General features: G+C 64.6%; 15 protein-coding genes. 3 read left to right on the top strand and 12 right to left on the bottom strand.

Going from position 1 to position 18,172, the window contains the following annotated elements; all coding sequences use genetic code 11:
- Positions 1 to 2: 2 nt before the first annotated feature.
- From DVB37_RS11605 to DVB37_RS11595, 3 genes are all read right to left on the bottom strand, one after another.
- A complete protein-coding gene (locus DVB37_RS11605) occupies positions 3 to 1,616 on the bottom strand; it encodes a methyl-accepting chemotaxis protein (RefSeq protein WP_120155217.1) in 1,614 nt (537 codons plus the stop codon).
- A 302-nt stretch (positions 1,617 to 1,918) separates the two neighbouring features.
- A complete protein-coding gene (locus DVB37_RS11600; RefSeq protein WP_120155215.1) occupies positions 1,919 to 3,400 on the bottom strand; it encodes an amidase in 1,482 nt (493 codons plus the stop codon).
- Positions 3,401 to 3,502: 102 nt separating this feature from the next.
- Positions 3,503 to 4,387 carry a LysR family transcriptional regulator gene (locus tag DVB37_RS11595; protein WP_046805889.1) on the bottom strand — a complete coding sequence of 295 codons (885 nt, stop codon included), beginning with the start codon at positions 4,385 to 4,387 and terminating at the stop codon, positions 3,503 to 3,505.
- A 114-nt stretch (positions 4,388 to 4,501) separates the two neighbouring features.
- On the opposite strand from DVB37_RS11595, the gene DVB37_RS11590 reads away from it, so the two are divergent.
- Positions 4,502 to 6,037 carry an MFS transporter gene (locus tag DVB37_RS11590; protein ID WP_104143757.1) on the top strand — a complete coding sequence of 512 codons (1,536 nt, stop codon included), beginning with the start codon at positions 4,502 to 4,504 and terminating at the stop codon, positions 6,035 to 6,037.
- On the opposite strand, the gene DVB37_RS11585 is transcribed toward DVB37_RS11590, so the two are convergent.
- The 6 genes from DVB37_RS11585 to DVB37_RS11560 form a co-directional block, all read right to left on the bottom strand.
- Positions 6,015 to 8,285, bottom strand: a complete 2,271-nt coding sequence (locus tag DVB37_RS11585; RefSeq protein ID WP_120155213.1) for an ATP-dependent DNA helicase — start codon at positions 8,283 to 8,285, stop codon at positions 6,015 to 6,017. The genes DVB37_RS11590 and DVB37_RS11585 overlap by 23 nt on opposite strands.
- Positions 8,282 to 10,057, bottom strand: a complete 1,776-nt coding sequence (locus DVB37_RS11580; RefSeq protein WP_120155211.1) for a VRR-NUC domain-containing protein — start codon at positions 10,055 to 10,057, stop codon at positions 8,282 to 8,284. Before DVB37_RS11580 ends, DVB37_RS11585 begins: the two co-directional genes overlap by 4 nt.
- Before the next feature lie 83 nt (positions 10,058 to 10,140).
- Positions 10,141 to 10,722, bottom strand: a complete 582-nt coding sequence (locus DVB37_RS11575) for an ATP-binding protein (protein ID WP_120155209.1) — start codon at positions 10,720 to 10,722, stop codon at positions 10,141 to 10,143.
- 222 nt (positions 10,723 to 10,944) lie between these two features.
- Positions 10,945 to 12,261 carry a cytochrome c gene (locus DVB37_RS11570; protein WP_046805885.1) on the bottom strand — a complete coding sequence of 439 codons (1,317 nt, stop codon included), beginning with the start codon at positions 12,259 to 12,261 and terminating at the stop codon, positions 10,945 to 10,947.
- A 12-nt stretch (positions 12,262 to 12,273) separates the two neighbouring features.
- A complete protein-coding gene (locus DVB37_RS11565) occupies positions 12,274 to 14,049 on the bottom strand; it encodes a GMC family oxidoreductase (protein WP_046805884.1) in 1,776 nt (591 codons plus the stop codon).
- Between the two features lie 6 nt (positions 14,050 to 14,055).
- On the bottom strand, positions 14,056 to 14,769 hold the full coding sequence (locus tag DVB37_RS11560) for a gluconate 2-dehydrogenase subunit 3 family protein (RefSeq protein WP_046805883.1): 714 nt from the start codon (positions 14,767 to 14,769) through the stop codon (positions 14,056 to 14,058).
- 328 nt (positions 14,770 to 15,097) lie between these two features.
- Here DVB37_RS11560 and DVB37_RS11555 point away from each other — a divergent pair, with 328 nt between their 5' ends.
- Positions 15,098 to 15,730: a hypothetical protein gene (locus tag DVB37_RS11555; protein WP_046805928.1), complete on the top strand. Its 633-nt coding sequence runs from the start codon at positions 15,098 to 15,100 to the stop codon at positions 15,728 to 15,730.
- A 62-nt stretch (positions 15,731 to 15,792) separates the two neighbouring features.
- Here DVB37_RS11555 and DVB37_RS28840 read toward each other — a convergent pair whose 3' ends face one another.
- From DVB37_RS28840 to DVB37_RS11540, 3 genes are all read right to left on the bottom strand, one after another.
- Positions 15,793 to 15,924 carry a hypothetical protein gene (locus DVB37_RS28840; RefSeq protein ID WP_256374252.1) on the bottom strand — a complete coding sequence of 44 codons (132 nt, stop codon included), beginning with the start codon at positions 15,922 to 15,924 and terminating at the stop codon, positions 15,793 to 15,795.
- Positions 15,925 to 15,967: 43 nt separating this feature from the next.
- A complete protein-coding gene (locus DVB37_RS11545) occupies positions 15,968 to 16,213 on the bottom strand; it encodes an AbrB/MazE/SpoVT family DNA-binding domain-containing protein (RefSeq protein WP_120155207.1) in 246 nt (81 codons plus the stop codon).
- A 93-nt stretch (positions 16,214 to 16,306) separates the two neighbouring features.
- Positions 16,307 to 16,924: a TetR/AcrR family transcriptional regulator gene (locus DVB37_RS11540; protein WP_046805881.1), complete on the bottom strand. Its 618-nt coding sequence runs from the start codon at positions 16,922 to 16,924 to the stop codon at positions 16,307 to 16,309.
- Positions 16,925 to 17,120: 196 nt separating this feature from the next.
- Here DVB37_RS11540 and DVB37_RS11535 point away from each other — a divergent pair, with 196 nt between their 5' ends.
- Positions 17,121 to 18,158, top strand: a complete 1,038-nt coding sequence (locus DVB37_RS11535) for an MBL fold metallo-hydrolase (RefSeq protein WP_120155205.1) — start codon at positions 17,121 to 17,123, stop codon at positions 18,156 to 18,158.
- The last annotated feature ends 14 nt before the right edge of the window (positions 18,159 to 18,172 follow it).

Genomic DNA, 18,172 nt, shown 5'->3' with positions numbered 1-18,172 from the left:
AATCAGATCTTGAAGCGCGACACGCCGCTGCGCAGGTCGTTGGCCACCAGCGTCAGTTCTTCGATGGCCAGGCTGGACTGACGCAGCGATTCCACCGTTTGCTGGGCCGCATCGCTCAATTGCTGCAAGGCCTGGTTGATCTGCTCGGCGCCCGTGGCCTGCGCCTGCATGCCTTCGTTGACCATCTGCACGCGCGGCGCCAGCGTCTGCACCTGCTGGATGATCTGCGACAGCTGATCGCCCACCTGCTGCATGTCGGCCATGCCCCGGCGCACTTCTTCCGAGAACTTGTCCATGCCCATCACACCGGCCGACACCGACGACTGGATCTCGCGCACCATCTGTTCGATATCGTAGGTGGCCACGGCGGTCTGGTCGGCCAGACGGCGGATCTCGGTGGCCACCACCACAAAGCCTCGGCCGTATTCGCCGGCCTTCTCGGCTTCAATCGCCGCGTTCAGGGAAAGCAGATTCGTCTGGTCCGCCACTTTCGTGATCGTCGTAACCACCTGCGTGATATTGCCGGCCTTCTCGTTCAGGATGGCCAGCTTGGCGTTGACCGAACCCGCCGCGCCCACCACGTTGCGCATCGTGTCTTCCATGCGCGCCAGGCCCACCTGCCCGCTGCCCGCCAGCGACGCCGTCTGCTCGGCCGCGCTGGACACTTCCGTCATGGTGCGCACCAATTCGCGCGAGGTCGCCGAGATTTCGCGCGAGGTTGCGCCGATCTCGGTCGTGGTGGCCGCCACTTCGGAAGCCGTGGCTTGCTGCTGCTTGGAGGTGGCGGCGATTTCCGTGACCGAGGTCGCGACCTGCACGGCCGAGCGCTGCGTCTTGCCCACCAGGCCGGTCAGCTCATCGACCATGCCGTTGAAGCCGGTTTCGATAGCGTTGAATTCGTCTTTGCGGGCCAGCGACAAGCGGCGGGTCAGGTCACCCCCGCCGGTCGATTCCAGCGTCTTGACGATGTCGCGCATGGGGTTGGCGATGGCGCGCATCAGCAAGAAGCCGCACACCAGCGCCGCCGCGATGGCGAACGCCAGCGACACCAGCATGCCGACTTCGGCCGAATCCACGGCGGACTTGATGCTGACGGCGGCATCATCGGCCTGCTTCTTGTTTTCGGCCACCATCTTGGCCAGGATGTCGCGCCCTTTGTAGAAGGCGGGCCGCAGTTCGTTCTTGACCCGCATGCGCGATACAAGCGGATCGGCCGTCGCCGCCAGGATGTCGGCGCGGATGCGTTTGTATTCCTGCAAGTCTTTTTCAAAATCCGCGAACATCGCGCGGTCGTCGTCGCGCGCAATTGTGCGGCGGTAGAAATCGACGTTCTCTTGCAGCTGCTGATCGTTCTTGGGCAGCGTTTCCAGCGTGGCGCGGCGCTCTTGCTCGGTGTCGCTGTTAAAGGCGTCTTGCACCACGACAAAGCCCGCGAACCACGACGCCCGGATCGACGTGCTGTAGTAAATGCCCGGCACGGCATCGGTGTTGATCATCACCACTTCGTCTTCGATGTGCAGCAGGCGCCGGTAATCCACCACCACCATCAAGGCCATGATGGCCAGGATCACCATGAAGCTGGCCAAGATGCGCTGGCGAAGAGTCAGATTATTCATACTGGAAGACCTTTGTGGTGGTGCCACACGACAACGCCCGACCCTGAACCCATGACAGGATGTGGGGAATTTGGCTGATTATTGCAAAGCCCGGTCCACCCAGCCATGAAAAACTAGGGAAATCCCCGCAAAAATGGGGCATTCGTCAGAAAAAAGCAAAGATCGCTTACAAAGCTTGTCTTTTCTGGATGACGGTGCGTAGCGCGGTTGGGGCGCGGCGTGGGGCCGGTCAGGCCCCTATGGCGGCACGGGGGCACGGGGGCACGGGGGCCGGCGCCGGGGCCGACCGGCAGTTCCCGCGCCTACGTCGACGCGGACCACAGCGCAGCAGGCGGATACGCGGCAACCCAATCGCAGGCCTCGTCGTACGCCTGGGCCAGGCGCAACACGTCCAGGTCCGCTTGCGGCGGCCCGATCAGCTGCATGCCCATCGGCAGGCCGTCAGGGCTGAAGCCCACCGGCACGCTGATGACCGGGCAGCCGGCCAGCGTCCACGGCGTGACGGTTTCCATCCAGCGGTGATAGGTGTCCATGGGGCGCCCGTCGATGTGCTTGGGCCAATCCAGCGTGGCGTCAAAGGGGAACACCTGCGCGGACGGCACCGCCAGAAAGTCCACGTCTTCGAACATGCGCAGCACCGTCTGGTACCACGCGCTGCGTTCCTGCGTGGCCTGATAGACATCCAGCGCCGTCATGCCGTCCAGGCCTTCCACTTCCCAGATCAGCGCCGGCTTGACCAGCTTGCGCGTGGCTGGGTCCTGCACCAACGCCTGGAACTGCCCGCCCACCATCAGGTGGCGATGCGTCAACCACATGCGCCACAGCCGGTCGCCGGCGAACGGCACGTCGTAATCCACCACGTCGCAGCCCACGGTGTCCAGCGTGGCCAGGCCCTGCGCGCACACGTCAAGAATGCCCGGCTCCATTGGCAGATAGCCCTTCCAGTCACTCAACCACCCCACGCGCTTGCCGCGCATATCCGCATCCAGCGCGGCAGTGAACTGCGCCGGGTCGTCACGCAAGGACAAGGGCGAACGCTTGTCATAGCCAGCCAGAACGGACAGCAGCATTGCAACGTCGCGCGGGGTGCGACCCATGGGGCCTTCGTAGGACAGCTGTTTCAAAAACACTTCGGGCGACGGCCCAAACGGCACGCGCCCCGCCGACGGCCGCATGCCGTACACGTTGCAGAACGCCGCGGGGTTGCGCAGCGATCCGCCAAAGTCGCTGCCGTCGGCCACCGGCAGCATGCGCGCGGCCAGCGCTGCCGCCGCGCCGCCGCTGCTGCCGCCGGCCGTCTTGGTGGGGTTGTAGGGGTTGCCCGTGGTGCCATAGACCGGGTTGTACGTGTGCGAGCCCAGCCCGAATTCCGGCACGTTGGTGCGGCCGATGAAGATGGCGCCCGCCGCGCGCATGCGCTCGACGATGATCGAATCGTGCTGCGTAACCTGGTCTTTGTAGACCAGCGAGCCCATCGACGTGACCATGCCGCGCACGGCGGTCAGGTCCTTGGGCGCCTGGGGCATGCCGTGCATCCAGCCCAGCCACTGGCCGGCATCCAGCTGCGCATCGCGTTCAGCGGCCTCGCGCAGCAGTTCATCGGCATCGCGGCGCGCGACGATGGCATTGACCTTGGGATTGACCTTGTCGATATGCGCCAGATAGGCGCGCATGACCTCGACACAGGAGAGCTCGCGGCGTCGGATCGCGTCCGACAAGGCATGCGCCGACATGGCGACGATGGGGTTCAGGCTGGCGGCGTCGGCCGGCGTGGCGAGAGGCATGCGAGAGGCTCCGGAGGATCGTGATGGTTGTCACACTGGCAGGCAGTGCCAGTGCGCCCAGGCCACATACTACGCAACCTGGGCGGGCGCAGGCCAGCGCCGCTACGGAAACAAATGCTGCGCCAGGTGGTCAATGAACACGCGCAGCTTGGGCGACGCCTGACGGCTGGCGGGCCACAACGCCCACATCGTGCCGCCGCCGCGCGTGCGGTCTTCCATCACCACGTGCAACTGCCCCGCCGCCAGCTCGCGGCGGATCGTAAAGTCCGGCAAGCAGGCAATGCCCTGCCCGCCCACGGCAAGCGCAATCCGCATTTCCACGCTGTTGCACACCAGCGTCAACGGCAGCTCGGGCGCCTGCGCGTCCGGCCCCAGCTTGAACGGCCATTTTTCCAGGCGGCCCGTGGCGGGATAGCGGTAATGCAGGCAGGCGTGGCCCAGCAGATCGGCGGCGCGTTTGGGCGTGCCGTGCTGACGCAGATAGTCGGGCGAAGCCGCCAGCACCCGGCGGAACGGGCCCAGGCGGCGGCGCTTCAGGCCGGAGTCTTCCATGTCGCCAGTGCGGACCACGGCGTCGTAGCCTTCGCCTATGACATCGACCATGCGGTCGGTGAAGTCCAGGTCCAGCTCCACAAGCGGGTATTGCCGCATGAAGCTGGCCACGGCGGCGTCAAACAGGCCGCTGTAGCGAGGCAGGCTCACGCGCAGCTTGCCCTGCGGCGCGTCCGAGGCGGCGGAAAGTTCCAGCTCTGCCGCTTCGACCTCGGCCAGGATGCGGCGGCAGCGATCCAGAAATTTTTCGCCTTCCGGCGTCAGCGCAAGTTGGCGTGTGCTGCGGTGAAACAGGCGCACCTTCAGGCGCGCTTCCATTCGCGCGATGCTCTTGCCCACCGCCGACGGCGACACCCCCAGCGCGCGCCCTGCCTCGGCAAAGCTGCCCGCTTGCGCCACCAGCACAAACACCCCTATGCCGCTAAGGCTATCCATTTGACGCACTCCAATACGGACATAGGTGTCCGGAATGTCGGGAATCCTAGCCTATTTTTCTTTTATGTATCGCGCCCTAAGCTGGCCGTCCTTTCGTTTTCCCTGGCGCGTTCCATGCCCACCCACGACCATTTACCCCCTTACCGCCGCTGGCTGCAATTGCTGTCGGCCTGCCTGACCGCACTGCTGATTCCGCTGTGCTTTACCGGCCCCGCCGTGGTGCTGCCGTCCATCAGTCACGACCTGGGCGGCACGCCCGTGCAACTGAATTGGATCTTGAACGGCTACATCCTGGCGTACGGCAGCGTCATCATGGTGTCGGGCAGCCTGACCGACCTGTACGGGCCGCGACGCGTATGGCTGCTGGGCCTGGTGGGCTTTTGCGTCACGACCTTCGCCATTGCCTTCGTGCCGACAACGGGCTGGATCAACTTGCTGCGCCTGATGCAGGGCGTGGGTGGCGCGGCCGCTTTCGCCGCCGCCATGTCGTCGCTGGCGCCGCTTTTCCACGGCGTGGCGCGCACCCGCGCGTTCAGCCTGCTGGGCACCACGTTTGGCGTGGGCCTGTCGTTCGGGCCGCTGGCCGCCGGCTGGATGGTGGACGCGGCCGGTTGGCAGTGGGTGTTCCTGGCTACCGGTGCGGTGGGCGTGTTGGGCGCCGCCATGGTCGCCGTCAGCGTGCGTCCCACGGCGCGCGCCGTGCAAGGCCGGCTCGACTGGCCGGGCGCCATCAGTTTTACCGGCGCGCTGGGGCTGTTCACCTACGGCATCCTGCTGGCGCCCGAAGCGGGCTGGACGGACACGCACGTCCTGGCCGCGCTGCTGGCGTCCGTGCTGCTGGCCGTGGCCTTCGTGCGCATTGAACGGCGGGTAGCTCGACCCATGCTGGACTTGCGCCTGTTCCGCAGCCCGCGCTTTGTCGGCGTGCAGGTGCTGGCGGCATCCCCCGCGTTCCTGTTCATTGTGCTGGTCGCGCTGCTGCCCGGCCGCTTTATCGGCATCGACGGCCATAGCGCGCTGCAAGCAGGGCAACTGATGATCGGCCTGGCCGCGCCTTTGCTGGTCGTGCCTTTCGTGGCCGCGTTGCTGACACGCTGGTTCCGGCCGGGCGTGCTGTCGGCCCTGGGGTTGTTGGCGGTGGCGGCGGGTTTGGTATGGCTGGCCGGCATCCTGGACACCGGCACGGCGGCGCTCTGGATGCCGATGCTGTTGATCGGGTGTGGCATCGGTTTGCCGTGGGGGTTGATGGACGCAATGGCGGTCAGCGTGGTCGACGCCCGCAACGTCGGCATGGCGACCGGCATTTTCAATACGGTGCGCGTGTCGGCGGACGGCGTGGCCATCGCCGTGGTCGGCGCGCTGCTGGCGTTGCTGATCCAGACGCAGTTGACGGTGGCGATGCCCGAGGCACAGGCCTTGGCCGCGGCCGCCAACCGCGCGGCGCTGGGGCAGTTGGACGACGCGGCGGCGCGGCTGCCGGCATCCCTGACCGATGCGCTGCCGCTGCTGCATCACGCCTACGACAACGCGTTTCGCCACGTCTTGCATGCCTTGGCCGTCATCGCGGTGCTGACCGCGCTGGCGATAACGCTGCTGCTGGGCCGTCGTGATCCGGTTGCCGCGCCGCTCAGTCCACCCGCCACCAGCTAGGCAGCAGGCCGCGCACCTTCGCGCGGCGGTAACGGTCGTCGATCAGGTGGACCGTGCCCACATCGTTTTCGGTGCGGATAACGCGGCCGGCCGCCTGCACCACCTTTTGCATCCCGGGATACAGGTAGGTGTAGTCGTAGCCGTTTTCCTCGCCGTAGCGCTGGTCCATTGCCCGCTTCATGTTTTCGTTCACGGGGTTGACCTGCGGCAAGCCCAGCGTGGCGATGAACGCGCCGATCAGCCGCTTGCCCGGCAGGTCCACCCCTTCCGAGAACGCGCCGCCCAGCACCGCAAAACCCACGCCCTGCCCTGTTTCGGTGAAGCGCGCCAGGAAGGCCGCCCGGCCCGCCTCGTCCATGCCGGGCGTCTGCAACCAGATCGGCACGGCAGGATGGCGCTCGCGCATCAGGTCGGACACCTGCCGCAAGTAGTCAAAACTGCTGAGAAAGCCCAGGTAATTGCCCGGTCGTTCGGCGTACTGCGTGGCAATCAGGTCGACGATGGGCGCCAGCGAGCGCTCGCGGTCGCGATAGCGGGTGGACACGTTGCCCACCACCCGCACCGCCAACTGTTCGGCCTGGAACGGCGCGGCCACGTCGATCCAGGGCGTGTCGCGCGGCAAGCCCAGCGTGTCGCGATAGAACTGCTGCGGGCTTAACGTGCCGGAAAACAGCACCGTGGCATGCGCCGCGGCGTAGCGCGCCGCCAGATACGGGGCGGGTATCACGTTGCGCACGCACAGGGTCGACGGCCGGGTCTTGGCGCTGGCCACGCCCACGTCAGACAGCGTCACGTCGAACAAGGCGTGCGAACCGAACTGTTCCGCCAGTCGCATGAATTGCAGCGCCTGGAAGTAGAAGGTCAACACCGGGTCGTCTTGCGGCAAGGGGGTTTGGCCCATGTATTCCATGATGGCGCCCACCGCTTTCTGCACCGCCGACAGCACACCGGCCGCCACCGCGTCGTACGCCTGATAGCGTTCCGCCTGCTTCTTGTTCAGCGCATTCCAGGACCGCTGCAAGCCATCCAGCGGCTTTTTCAATTCCTTGGGCGCGGCATAACGCGCCGCCGACAGCGACGCCTGATCCAGCTCACCCGTGTACATGCGACGTGCCCGGTCGACCAAGTTGTGCGCCTCGTCCACCAGCACCGCCACTTTCCATTGATAGGCCTGCGTCATGGCGTACAACATGGCCGACGCGTCGTAGTAATAGTTGTAGTCGCCCACCACCACATCGCTCCAGCGGATCAGCTCTTGCGACAGGTAATACGGGCAAACGCGGTGATCCCGGGCAACGGCTCGCACCGTGGGCGCATCCAGCCGTGCGTGCTGCACCGCCGCCTCGCGCGCTTGGGGCAGGCGGTCATAGAAGCCTTGCGCCAAGGGGCAGGAATCCCCGTGGCACGCCAAATCCGGATGCTCGCAGGTCTTGTCGCGCGCTTGCAGATCCAGCACGCGCAGGCCGGGCGCGGCGGGTTGCGCGTTGACGGTGTCCAGCGCTTGAACGGCCAGCGCCCTGCCCGAGCCCTTGGCCGCCAGGAAGAAAATCTTGTCCAGGCCGGTGCCGGGGCTGGCTTTGAGCAACGGAAAAATCGTGCCAAGCGTCTTGCCGATACCGGTGGGCGCCTGCGCCATCAGGCAACGGCCGTCGCGCGCGGTGCGGTACACGGCCACGGCCAGGTCGCGCTGCCCGGCACGGAATTCGCCATGGGGAAACGCCAGTTTTTCCAGCGCCGCGTCGCGGGCCTGCCGATGCGCCAGTTCGGTCTTGGCCCACGCCAGGAAACGGTTGCACTGTTCCTGGAAGAACGCGCGCAACGCGGCGGCGTCATGCGTTTCGGTCAGCACCGTTTCTTCTTCGGTAACCACGTTGAAGTACACCAGCGCCACGCGCACCTGCTCCAGCCCGCGAGATTCACACAGCAGATGCCCATAGACCCGCGCCTGCGCCCAGTGCACCGCGCGGTGGTTGTCGCGCACGCTGTCCAACTGGCCGCGATACGTCTTGACCTCTTCAAGCTGGTTCAAGACCGGGTCAAAACCATCGGCGCGCCCGCGCACCAGCAGGCCCTCGTGCTGGCCGGACAAAGACACTTCGGTCTCGTACTGCGGGCCGCGCCGCCCCGTCACCACCGAGTGCCCGGCCATACCCTCCAGGCCGGTCGGCGCGGGGGTAAAGCGCAAGTCCAGGTCGCCGGCCCGCGCCGTGAATTCGCACAGCGCGCGCACCGCCACGGCATAGCTCATGCCGCGCCCTCCTGCCAGCTGACGTGGCATACGCGCACCGGCATGCCGTGCGACACGCAGTATTGCAACCACCGAATCTGGTTGTCTTGCAGCTTGTCGCCCGGGCCTTTTACTTCGATGAGTTCATAGCGGCGCTGCGCCGGCCAAAAGCGGATCAGGTCCGGCAAGCCGGATCGGTTGGTCTTGACGTCGCGCAGCAGGCGCGTGAAAACCAGCTTCAGGTGCGCGGGGGGCAGGCAATCCAGCGCCAGCGTCAGCAAGGTTTCTGACAAGGCGCCCCAGAACACAAACGGCGATTGCACGCCGGCTTTATCGGCGTAGCGCTGCAAGATCACGTCGCGATATTCGGGCGTGTCCAGTTGCGCCAGACAGTCGGCGAACAGGTCTTGGCGGCGCAGGTAAAAATCAGGCGCGTCCAGGTCGGCCGGGCCGCGTTGGAACGGATGAAAGAACGCGCCCGGCAATGGCGCGAACACGGCTGGCCAGCACAGCAGGCCGAACAGGGAATTAAGCAGCGCGTTTTCCACGTAGTGCACGGGCGCGTCGTCTTGATGCAGGTGGTCGCGCGTGATGAATTCAACCGAAGCCGGCGTCGCCGGCCGTTGCAGCGTCAGATCGGTGCGCGGCACGGCAGGGACGGGTGGGCGGGCCGGCCGGCCCTGCCCCACCGCCCGATACAGGCGCGGCAACATGCGCGCCACGCGCTGGCTTTCTTCTTCGCTTTCCGGTGCGTCGCGCGCTTGCAGCGCCAGGGTCAGCGCCTGGTCATACCGCGCCATGCGCTCGTGCACGCGGATGCGGCGATGGCGCGCGCCGGGGTACGCGCATTGCTCATAGGCGGCTTGCGCCGTGGGCCAGTCGCGGGCGCGTTCACATGCCTGCCCGATGCGCAGCAGCACCTTGGCGCGGCGCTTTTCCAGCCAGGGGTTCTGGCTGACACAGCCGTGTACTCGGGCCAGCAGGGCAGGCATGTTCGCGCCTTCTTCCAAGGCCGTCCGGCAGGCGTGCAACGCCAGATAAGCGTCTACGTCCGCCCGCGTCTGGAACGCGCGGGACGAGGCATCAAACGGTACGGTTTCATACTGGAAGACGCCCAGGTCAGCCAACACGAATTCCGACCAGTCCTGGTGCAGATTGCCGAAGAACATCAGGCGCAAGCGTTCGCACAAGTCGCCGACCATGACGCGCCAGACGGGTTCTTGCGCAACGGGGTTCCATTCGGAGTAAGGCCGGGGCGCGGCGCGCACGGCACGCAGCGCGATCAGCAGATCGGCTTTGCGCGCGGTGGGTCTGAGGCTGGCGAAGTGATGCGGGCCTGTGCTTGGGCCGCAATTTGATTCCGAATTTGAGCCCGGATTCGATTCCGGATTTGATCCCGGATTTGATCCCGGATTTGATTCCGGATTTGAGCCCGACTTTGAGCCCGAACTTGCGCCGAAAAACAGCCGGCAAAGCTCGGGCTTGGTATGCAGGTCAAACAATTCATCCAGCGTCATCGGCGCTGCGGCATCCAGCCAGCCCAGCGCGGCAAGCGGCGCGGCGGCGCCGACCGCGTTGCCGATTTCCTCGTAAACCAGGCGGCTGGCCCGAAACCAAGGCCCACGGCGCATCAGCATGCGCGCCATCAACGCCTGCGAAGCTTGCGGCAAGGCCTGGAAGTCTGCCAGGAAACGGCGTTCGTCGGCGTCTAGCAGGTCGGCGTAGCGGTCGCCGACCCACGCCAGGGCGCAGAGAAAATTGTGCAGGTAGTAGTAGCGGTGCGGGGGAAACATCGGCCGGGCCGGATAGCTGTGGTTTTATCCAGTAATCATAGCAGGCGGCCCGGCGTTGCACCGGGACATTCTTGCGTCGCTTCTTAGCCCTGCGCGTGCGTCACGATGGTCAGCCCTTCCTGCGGACCGGGCTCGACAAAATAGGCGGTGATGGCGTCGTACTGCGCATCCGATGTGGAAAATGCGTGCGTACCGGACGCGTTGCGCGCGCGCAACCGTGCTTTGCACAGCGCATCCGACGCGCGCAAGTAGTGCAACTGGTGCGGGCAACCCGCTTGCCGCGCCACGTCCAGCAGCCATTGCCGGCCCGCCAGCGTATTGGCCGGAAAGTCCAGCACCACGGATACCCCTGCCCCTACCAATGCCGCCACATGGCTACCCATGGCGTTGCGCAGCCTATCCGCGCAGCGGGCGTAGTCCGCGATGCCCAGGACCTCGCCGGGATACAAAGCCGCCAGCCACGCATCTTCGCTGATCAGCACCGTATGGGGTTGCGCGGCAAGCTGCGCGGCCAAGGTGGACTTGCCGGCGGCAATCTTGCCGCACAGAAAATGCAGGGTGGCAGGCGTGAAGGACGGGCTTCGGGCCTGAGCTTCGGTTTGAGCTGCGGCTTCGGCCTGGAGTTGGGCAGGGGTTTGGGCGGGGGTCGGGGACGGCGGCGTCATGCAAGGCTCTCCTGGGAAATCCATGCCTGGCGAGCCAACAAACAACCCGCCGGTTGGCGGGTTTATGTGGCGATGTACCGATGCGCGCTAACCCACCTTGGTGACAAGGCGGCTAATAATCACGGCGAACGCGTTCAGGGTTTGGCGCATGGGCACAACAGTGCGCCTGGCGCGCTTTGTTGTCAATGGCCGCTCCGAAAAGCGGCCACTTCCCACACTGCCTTAGCGCGCCGGCTGCGCTGCCGCGCCGACGTCCTTGCGGACCTTGGCTACGTCGGCCGCGCTGACCGCCGCGCCCTTGTTGCCCCAGCTGGAGCGCACAAAGGTCACCACGTCGGCTACTTCCTTGTCTGTCATGCGCCAGTCAAAGCCCGGCATGGCGTAGGCGGTCGGGGCCGCCGTCGTGCCCGGCATCTGCGCGCCCTTGAGCACGATGTGGATCAGCGACGTGGGGTCCGCCGAATTCACCGTCGAGCTCAGCGCCAACTGCGGGAACGTTTCCGTGTAGCCCTTGCCCGTGCTGCGATGGCAGGCCGCGCAGTTGTTCAGGAAGGCCATGGCGCCGTCGCCCTTGTCCTTGCCGGTACGCAGCGCTTGCGCCACGGTCTCGTCATAGGCCAGGGGCTTGGTGGCGGCGTCCTTGTTCACCGGCGGCAAGCTCTTCAGATACACGGCGATGGCGTTCAGGTCGTCATCGGTCAGGTGCTGCGTGCTGTCCTGCACCACCTGTGCCATGCCGCCGAACGCGGCCGAATGGCCGTTGCGCCCGGACTTCAGGAAGACGGCGATGTCTTCCTTGGTCCAGCTGCCCAGGCCGTCGACCATGTCGCCACGCAGGTTCTTGGCCAGCCAGCCTTCGACCACGCCGCCCGACAGGAAGGCCGAGCCGTCCGCGTCGCTCAGCGCCTTTTCCTGCAAGGCAAAACCGCGCGGGGTGTGGCAGGTGCTGCAATGGCCCAGGCCTTCAACCAGGTACTGGCCGCGCAGCAGTGCCGCGCGGTCCGCGCCCTTCAGGTCGCTGGCGGCCGGGCCGTTCACGACATCCGGCGCGAACATCCAGCGCCACACCGTCAGCGGCCAACGCATCGACATGGGCCACGAAATATCCGTGTCCTTGTTTTCCTGCTTGACCGGCTCGACCCCGTGCATGAAGTACGCGTACAGCGCCTTCACATCCTCGGGCGTGACCTTGGCGTACGCGGTGTAAGGCATGGCCGGATACAGCGAATGGCCGTCCTTGGCCTTGCCGTGGCGCACGGCCTGGTCGAAGTCCTCGTACGTGTAGTTGCCGATGCCGGTTTCTTTGTCGGGCGTGATGTTGGTCGAATAGATCGTGCCAAGCGGCGATTCAATGCCCAGGCCGCCGGCAAAGGGCTTGCCGCCCCCAGCCGTGTGGCAGGCAATGCAATCGCCGGCGCGCGACAGGTATTCGCCCTGCTTGATCATCTGCGCGTCGTTCGAGGCCGGCGTGCCGTCCGCCGCAAAAGCGGCGCTGGCGACCAGGGCCGAGAAGGCCGCAACAATGGTTTGCTTGAACATTGTTCCGTCTCCTTAAGCCTGGACCAGCGGGCCGGGGTTCTTCAAGTACTGATCGCGGATCGCCTGCGCGGCCCAATAGGCCAAGGCGCCCACCAGCCCGGTCGGGTTGTAGCCCATGTTCTGCGGGAACACGCAGGCCCCCATCACGAACACGTTCGGCACATCCCAGCTTTGCAGGTACTTGTTGACCACGCTTTCCTTGGGGTTCGAGCCCATGATCGCGCCGCCGGTGTTGTGCGTGCTTTGGTAGACGCGCGTGTCATAGCGCGCGCCCTTCTTGCGCACCGCCACGAAGTGCTTTTCCGGATTCATGGCCTTGGCCACGGTTTCCATGCGCTTGCCCATGTAGCCCAGCATGTCGAATTCGTTGTCGTGCCAGTCGAACGTCATGCGCAGCAGCGGTTGGCCGAAGGCATCCTTGTACGTCGGGTCCAGCGACAGATAGGCGTCGCGGTACGACATCACCGAGCCCGAGATGCCGATCGTCATGAAGCGCTGGTACGCGTCTTGCACCCCGGCCTTCCAGGCCGTGCCCCACGACGGCGTGCCCGGCGTGGTGGGCGTCTGCTTGATCGGACGACCGCCGTAACGCACGTGGCGAATGCTGGCGCCACCCACGAAACCCAGCGGGCCGTGATCGAATTGGTCGCCGTTCAGGTCGTCCATGCCGACGCCGCCCGCGCCCGTGCCCACGAAGGGGTTCAGTTGCGTGCCCTTGGGCAGCAGCACGTTGACCGCGCCGTTCATCTGGTAGGCGTAGTTCTTGCCGACCACGCCTTCGTTGGTCTTGGGGTCATACGGCTTGCCGATACCCGACAGCAGCAGCAAACGCACGTTGTGCATTTGATACGCCGACAGGATCACCAGGTCGGCCGGCTGGTCGATCTCTTGGCCCTGGGCGTCGATATACGTCACGCCGATGGCCTTCTTGCCGGTCGAATCCAGATTGACCTTGATGACTTGCGAATGCGTGCGCAGTTCGAAGTTGGTCTTCTTCAGCAGCACCGGCAGAATCGTCGTCTGCGGCGATGCCTTGGAATACATGTAGCAGCCGTAGTTTTCGCAGAAGCCGCAAAAATTACAGGGGCCCAGGCGCACGCCGTACGGGTTGGTGTATGGGCCGGACGCGTTGGCGGCAGGCGCGGGATACGGGTTGAAGCCCACTTCGCGCGCGGCCTTTTCAAACAACTGCGCGCCGTAGGTGGTGGTCAGCGGGGGCAGCGGAAATTCCTTGCTGCGCTTGCCTTCCAGCGGATTGCCGCCTTCCACGATCTTGCCGTTCAGGTTGCCGGCCTTGCCCGACGTGCCGCACACGTATTCGAACTTGGAGAAGTACGGTTCCAGTTCGTCGTAGGTCACGCCGAAGTCCTGGATGGTCATGCCTTCCGGGATGAAGTTCTTGCCATAGCGCGTTTCGTAGCGCGTGCGCAGTTCCAGTTCTTCGGGCAGCACGCGGTAGTGCATGCCGTTCCAGTGGAAGCCCGCGCCGCCCACGCCAGTGCCCAGCAGGAACGAACCATTTTGCCGATACGGCACGGCCACATCGTCCACGCCGTGGCGGATGGTCACGGTTTCTTTCGACAGGTCCTGGAACAGCTTGCCACGCACCGAATAGGCCAGCTCGTCGATCACCTTGGGGTATTCGGCGTCCTTGGGGGTGTCCTGCATGCCGCCGCGTTCCAGCGCCAGCACGTGCAGGCCGGCTTCGGTCAGCTCTTGGCCCAGGATCGCGCCAGTCCAGCCGAACCCGACCAGGACCGCATCAACTTTGTCTTTCTTGATTGCCATGATTGATTACCCCTTTTCCCCAGAAATCGACACGGGGCCATAGGGGTACTTGACGTTGGGCTGGTCGGCCCAGTCCATGTAGTCGGCGCGCGCGCCGGGAAAGCCCACCATCTTCCAGCCCACCATGTTCTTGTTGCCGCCGTAGATCGGGTCGGCAAAGAAGCCTTCTTTGGTGTTGGAAAGCAGAAAGCTGAAGAAGGTCGATGCGGGAACGGTTTCCAGCTTGATCTTGTTGCCTTGCAGGTCTTTCAGGATCTGTTCCTGCAAGGCCTTGTCCAGCTCGGCATACACCTTGCCGTGCGTTTTCACGCACCAGGCATTGCAGGCTTCGATGCCGTGGCGATAGACCTCGCGCGGGTTTTGGTTCAGCTGATAGCCCAGTTCAGGCACCTGGTCGGTGTGGAACGGGCCCTGCATGTACCAGAGCTTGCCGTGGCCGAACGGCGTTTCCATTTGACGGTCGATGAATTCGGGCACACCGGCTTCAATCGCGCCAGGACCGTATTGGTCGGCGGGGATCAGGTGATCCACCGCGGCAACGATGAAGTCCCATTCGGGCTTGGTGAAATAGGTGGGCTCGTAGGGCTTGGCGGGCGCGGCGGTCTTGGTGTCCGCAGCGTTGGTACAGCCGGTGGTCAGTGCACCAACCGCCAATGTCGACGCCGGCACGATAGCCAACGCCTGAAGAAACCGACGACGCGGCTTTGCATCATCTGTCATAGACATCTCCGTGAATTTTCCAAGTTGTCCTAGCGCGCTACCGAACATGAACCCTGGAAACACGAACTGCCGAGCTAGTGACAACACGCTCTGTACTTACAGAAACAAGCTGAACCTTCTCTTCATGGGGGACGCAAGAGAAGGTGCTGCATTATGCGCCTATTCAGGCATCTGATCTGCTCATTGGAGCGGATCAGATCAAAATTCTTGACATGGAAAAGTCTTTTGCTTTAAGGACAAAGTAAGAAGTCCGAAAATGCGGGCTTTTCTGACAACTGGGTGAACGGATTCTGTATATTCCGCGCATGGAACACCACGGATGGCAGGCATGAACGACAAGACCAAGATCTGGAAAAGTTCGACGACAACGCGCAGCTGGAGTTCCACAACGAACTTGACGCCCGAGCAGCAGGCAAGCATCGAAGAACTGTTGGGCGGCGCGCCGGGCAGCGTCAGCGTTCAAGAAAAATGGAGCTACGCCGGCACGGAAAACGGCGAAGCCTTCAAGGTCGATATCGACAACGGCGCGGTCACCGTCAACGGCCGGCACTACGACAGCCTGGACGAAGTCCCGCGCGCCACCCGCGAACGCATCGAGGCGCTACGCGACGGCGAAGGCATGAAAGGCCTGTGGGACATGCTGAAAAATGCCGGGGTGCAGATTGAAGATATGCCTGGTGATCACGTTGCGCGCACTGGCAAACCCGCGTTCACGATTGAGACGGACGGTGATGGCGCGGGTGCGATAGCGGCAACGTCTGCGCCGGTGGCTGACGTGCCGGACGCCGCTGACACCGGCAGGCCCCCAAGCACTGCCGCGGCGCAGGGCGCGCGCGTCGAGATGGACCCCGCCGCGTCTCCCGGCGCCGTGCCCAAAAGCGGCGGCCTGCGGCGCGCGCTTTTAATCGGCATCGCCGTGGGCTTGGCGCTTTGGGTGGCGCGGGCGTTGAATGTGTTTTAGGGCGATTGCCGTCGCGCGACACGACACGAGTGCTTTGCGTCCGCCAATGCATCACGCACGGACTATTTGATCAGGCGCATGCCGGTGGCTTTTGCCGCCTTCACGTCAAACGTCGCCGTGTATTCACACAGCGCCTCGTGTCCGGTGCGCTTGATCAGACAATCGGCAAATTCCGCTGTGGAGGCGGCGTACAAACGCACTGCCTTCCATACCGTCTCGCATTGGTATCCAGGCCGATCATCGCGCTGACTTGCCCTGCTCGGCGATGGCGTCGTTCATCTCTTGAATCGTGACGGGTTTGCGTGGTTTCGCGATGATGCCTTTGAGCGCCGTAACCGAGTACGTTGCCGGCACCATTTCGTAACGGCCGCTTGCCTCGTTTAGAACAAACTCGATTCTGTCGCCAGTCGACAAGCCCAGACGGTTCCGTACATCGACCGGAATGGTGATCTGGCCCTTGGAAGTCAAGGTGGCGGAAGGCATTGGCTAGCTCCTTGGAAGTGCGCCTTACCATAATGTAAGGCACGCGCTTGCGCAAGGCCGCGCCATCGGATTGCAGCAACCCTATGCGCCCCGTCACCCGCGCCGCGCGTAGCACCCCAAGAACATCTCCACCGCCGAATCCGCCACGCGCTTGCGCTCGGTGGCGCTCAATGGCGGTTGCCCCAGCGTGACTTGCGGCCAGAACGCAAAGCTCTTGACCAGCCCCTGCAACTGGTGGCCGGCGAACTCGGGGTCCACGTCCATTAGCCGCCCGTCCTGGATCGCCGCGCGTATCCACGCCGTTTCGCCGCCCTCTTTTTCGCCCATGCGGCACACGATGGCCTGGGCGCGTTCGGGGGAATGGATGATTTCGGCCATGGCCACGCGCGCCAGATCGATGAAGTTGGGGTCCGCCAGCAGGTCCAGCTTTTGCATCAGCAACTGCCGCAACTGCTGATCCAGCGCCACGTCGGGCTGATAGGCCAGCGAAACGCTGTCCGCACTCGTGGCCCAGAGCTCTTCAAGAATCAACGAGAACAGCGTTTCCTTGCTGGGGAAATGGTTGTAGACGGTGCGCTTGGAAACCCCCGCCGCCGCCGCGATGCGATCCATGCTGGTGGCCTCAAACCCGGCCGACCGAAACTCTTCCACCGCCGCGCGCACGATGGCTTGGCGTTTGCGGTCAGTGAGGCGGGTCGGGGGGCTGGACATGAAAAGGCTCGGCTTTTTGGAAGGTGGAATAGGCGGACGGAATGCGCGGACGGAATACGCGGACGGAATGCGCGGACGGAATACGCGGACGGAATGCGCGGATCGGAGTGCGAAAAATTTTACACTGATCGGTGTACTTTTCAGAAAAACAAAACTACACTGCGCAGTGTAATTTTTTTGCCCCCTGGAACCCGCCGTGACCGCCCTCACCTCCTGCCCCACTGCCCAGCCCCGCTATCCGCAGTCGCCCCAACACCACGAGGGCCGTTTTAGAAACCCCTTGCCGCGCCCGTCGCTGGGCTTCTGGCAAGGCGTGAAACTGATGTGGACGTTCTTCTTTGCCAAGCCGCGCGGCACGGTCCCCGAGCAAGCCATTCCCGTGCGCCCCCTCACCCTGGCCGACCTGCAAGCCGCGCCCGACCGCAGCCTGTACCGCCTGGGCCACTCCACCATCCTCTTGAAACTGCGCGGCCGCTTCTGGCTGACCGACCCGGTGTTCTCCAAGCGCGCCTCGCCCGTGCAATGGGCCGGCCCCGCGCGCTTTCACGCCCCGCCCATTTCCATCGAAGACCTGCCGCCCATTGCCGGCGTGATCCTGTCGCACAACCACTACGACCACCTGGACCGCGCCGCCATCGACAAGCTGGCCGCCAAGACCGCCCGCTTCATCACCCCGTTGGGCGTGGGCGACCAGCTGATCGCCTGGGGCGTGGACCCGGCGCGCGTCGAACAACTGGACTGGTGGCAATCCACCGACGTCGACGGCCTTCGACTAACCGCCACGCCGGCCCAGCACTTTTCGGGACGCGGCCTGACCGACTCCGACCGCAGCCTGTGGGCCTCGTGGGTCATCCAGGACGCCGACCTGCGCGTCTTCTTCAGCGGCGACAGCGGCTACTTCGACGGCTTCAAAACCATCGGCGACACCTACGGCCCTTTCGACCTGACGCTGATGGAAACCGGCGCCTATGACAAGCGCTGGGCCTTCGTACACATGCAGCCCGAAGAAACCCTGCAAGCCCACCTGGACCTGCGCGGCCGCTGGTTGCTGCCCATTCATAACGGCACATTCGATCTGGCGCTGCACGCATGGGAAGACCCGTTTGAACGCATTGCCGCGCTGGCAGCGGCCAAAGGCGTCGCGCTGACGACGCCGGTCATGGGGGAACGGGTGGCGATAGAGACCCCGGAGGTGGGTTCCCCCTGGTGGCGAATCGGCGACGCCGCCGCCTGATCGCTCCAGTACAA

Origin of the sequence: Achromobacter sp. B7, assembly GCF_003600685.1 — a bacterium.
Lineage (GTDB): Bacteria > Pseudomonadota > Gammaproteobacteria > Burkholderiales > Burkholderiaceae_B > Achromobacter > Achromobacter spanius_B.
The sequence above is the reverse complement of the archived record's forward strand: the minus strand, read 5'-3'. Positions and strand labels throughout refer to the sequence as shown.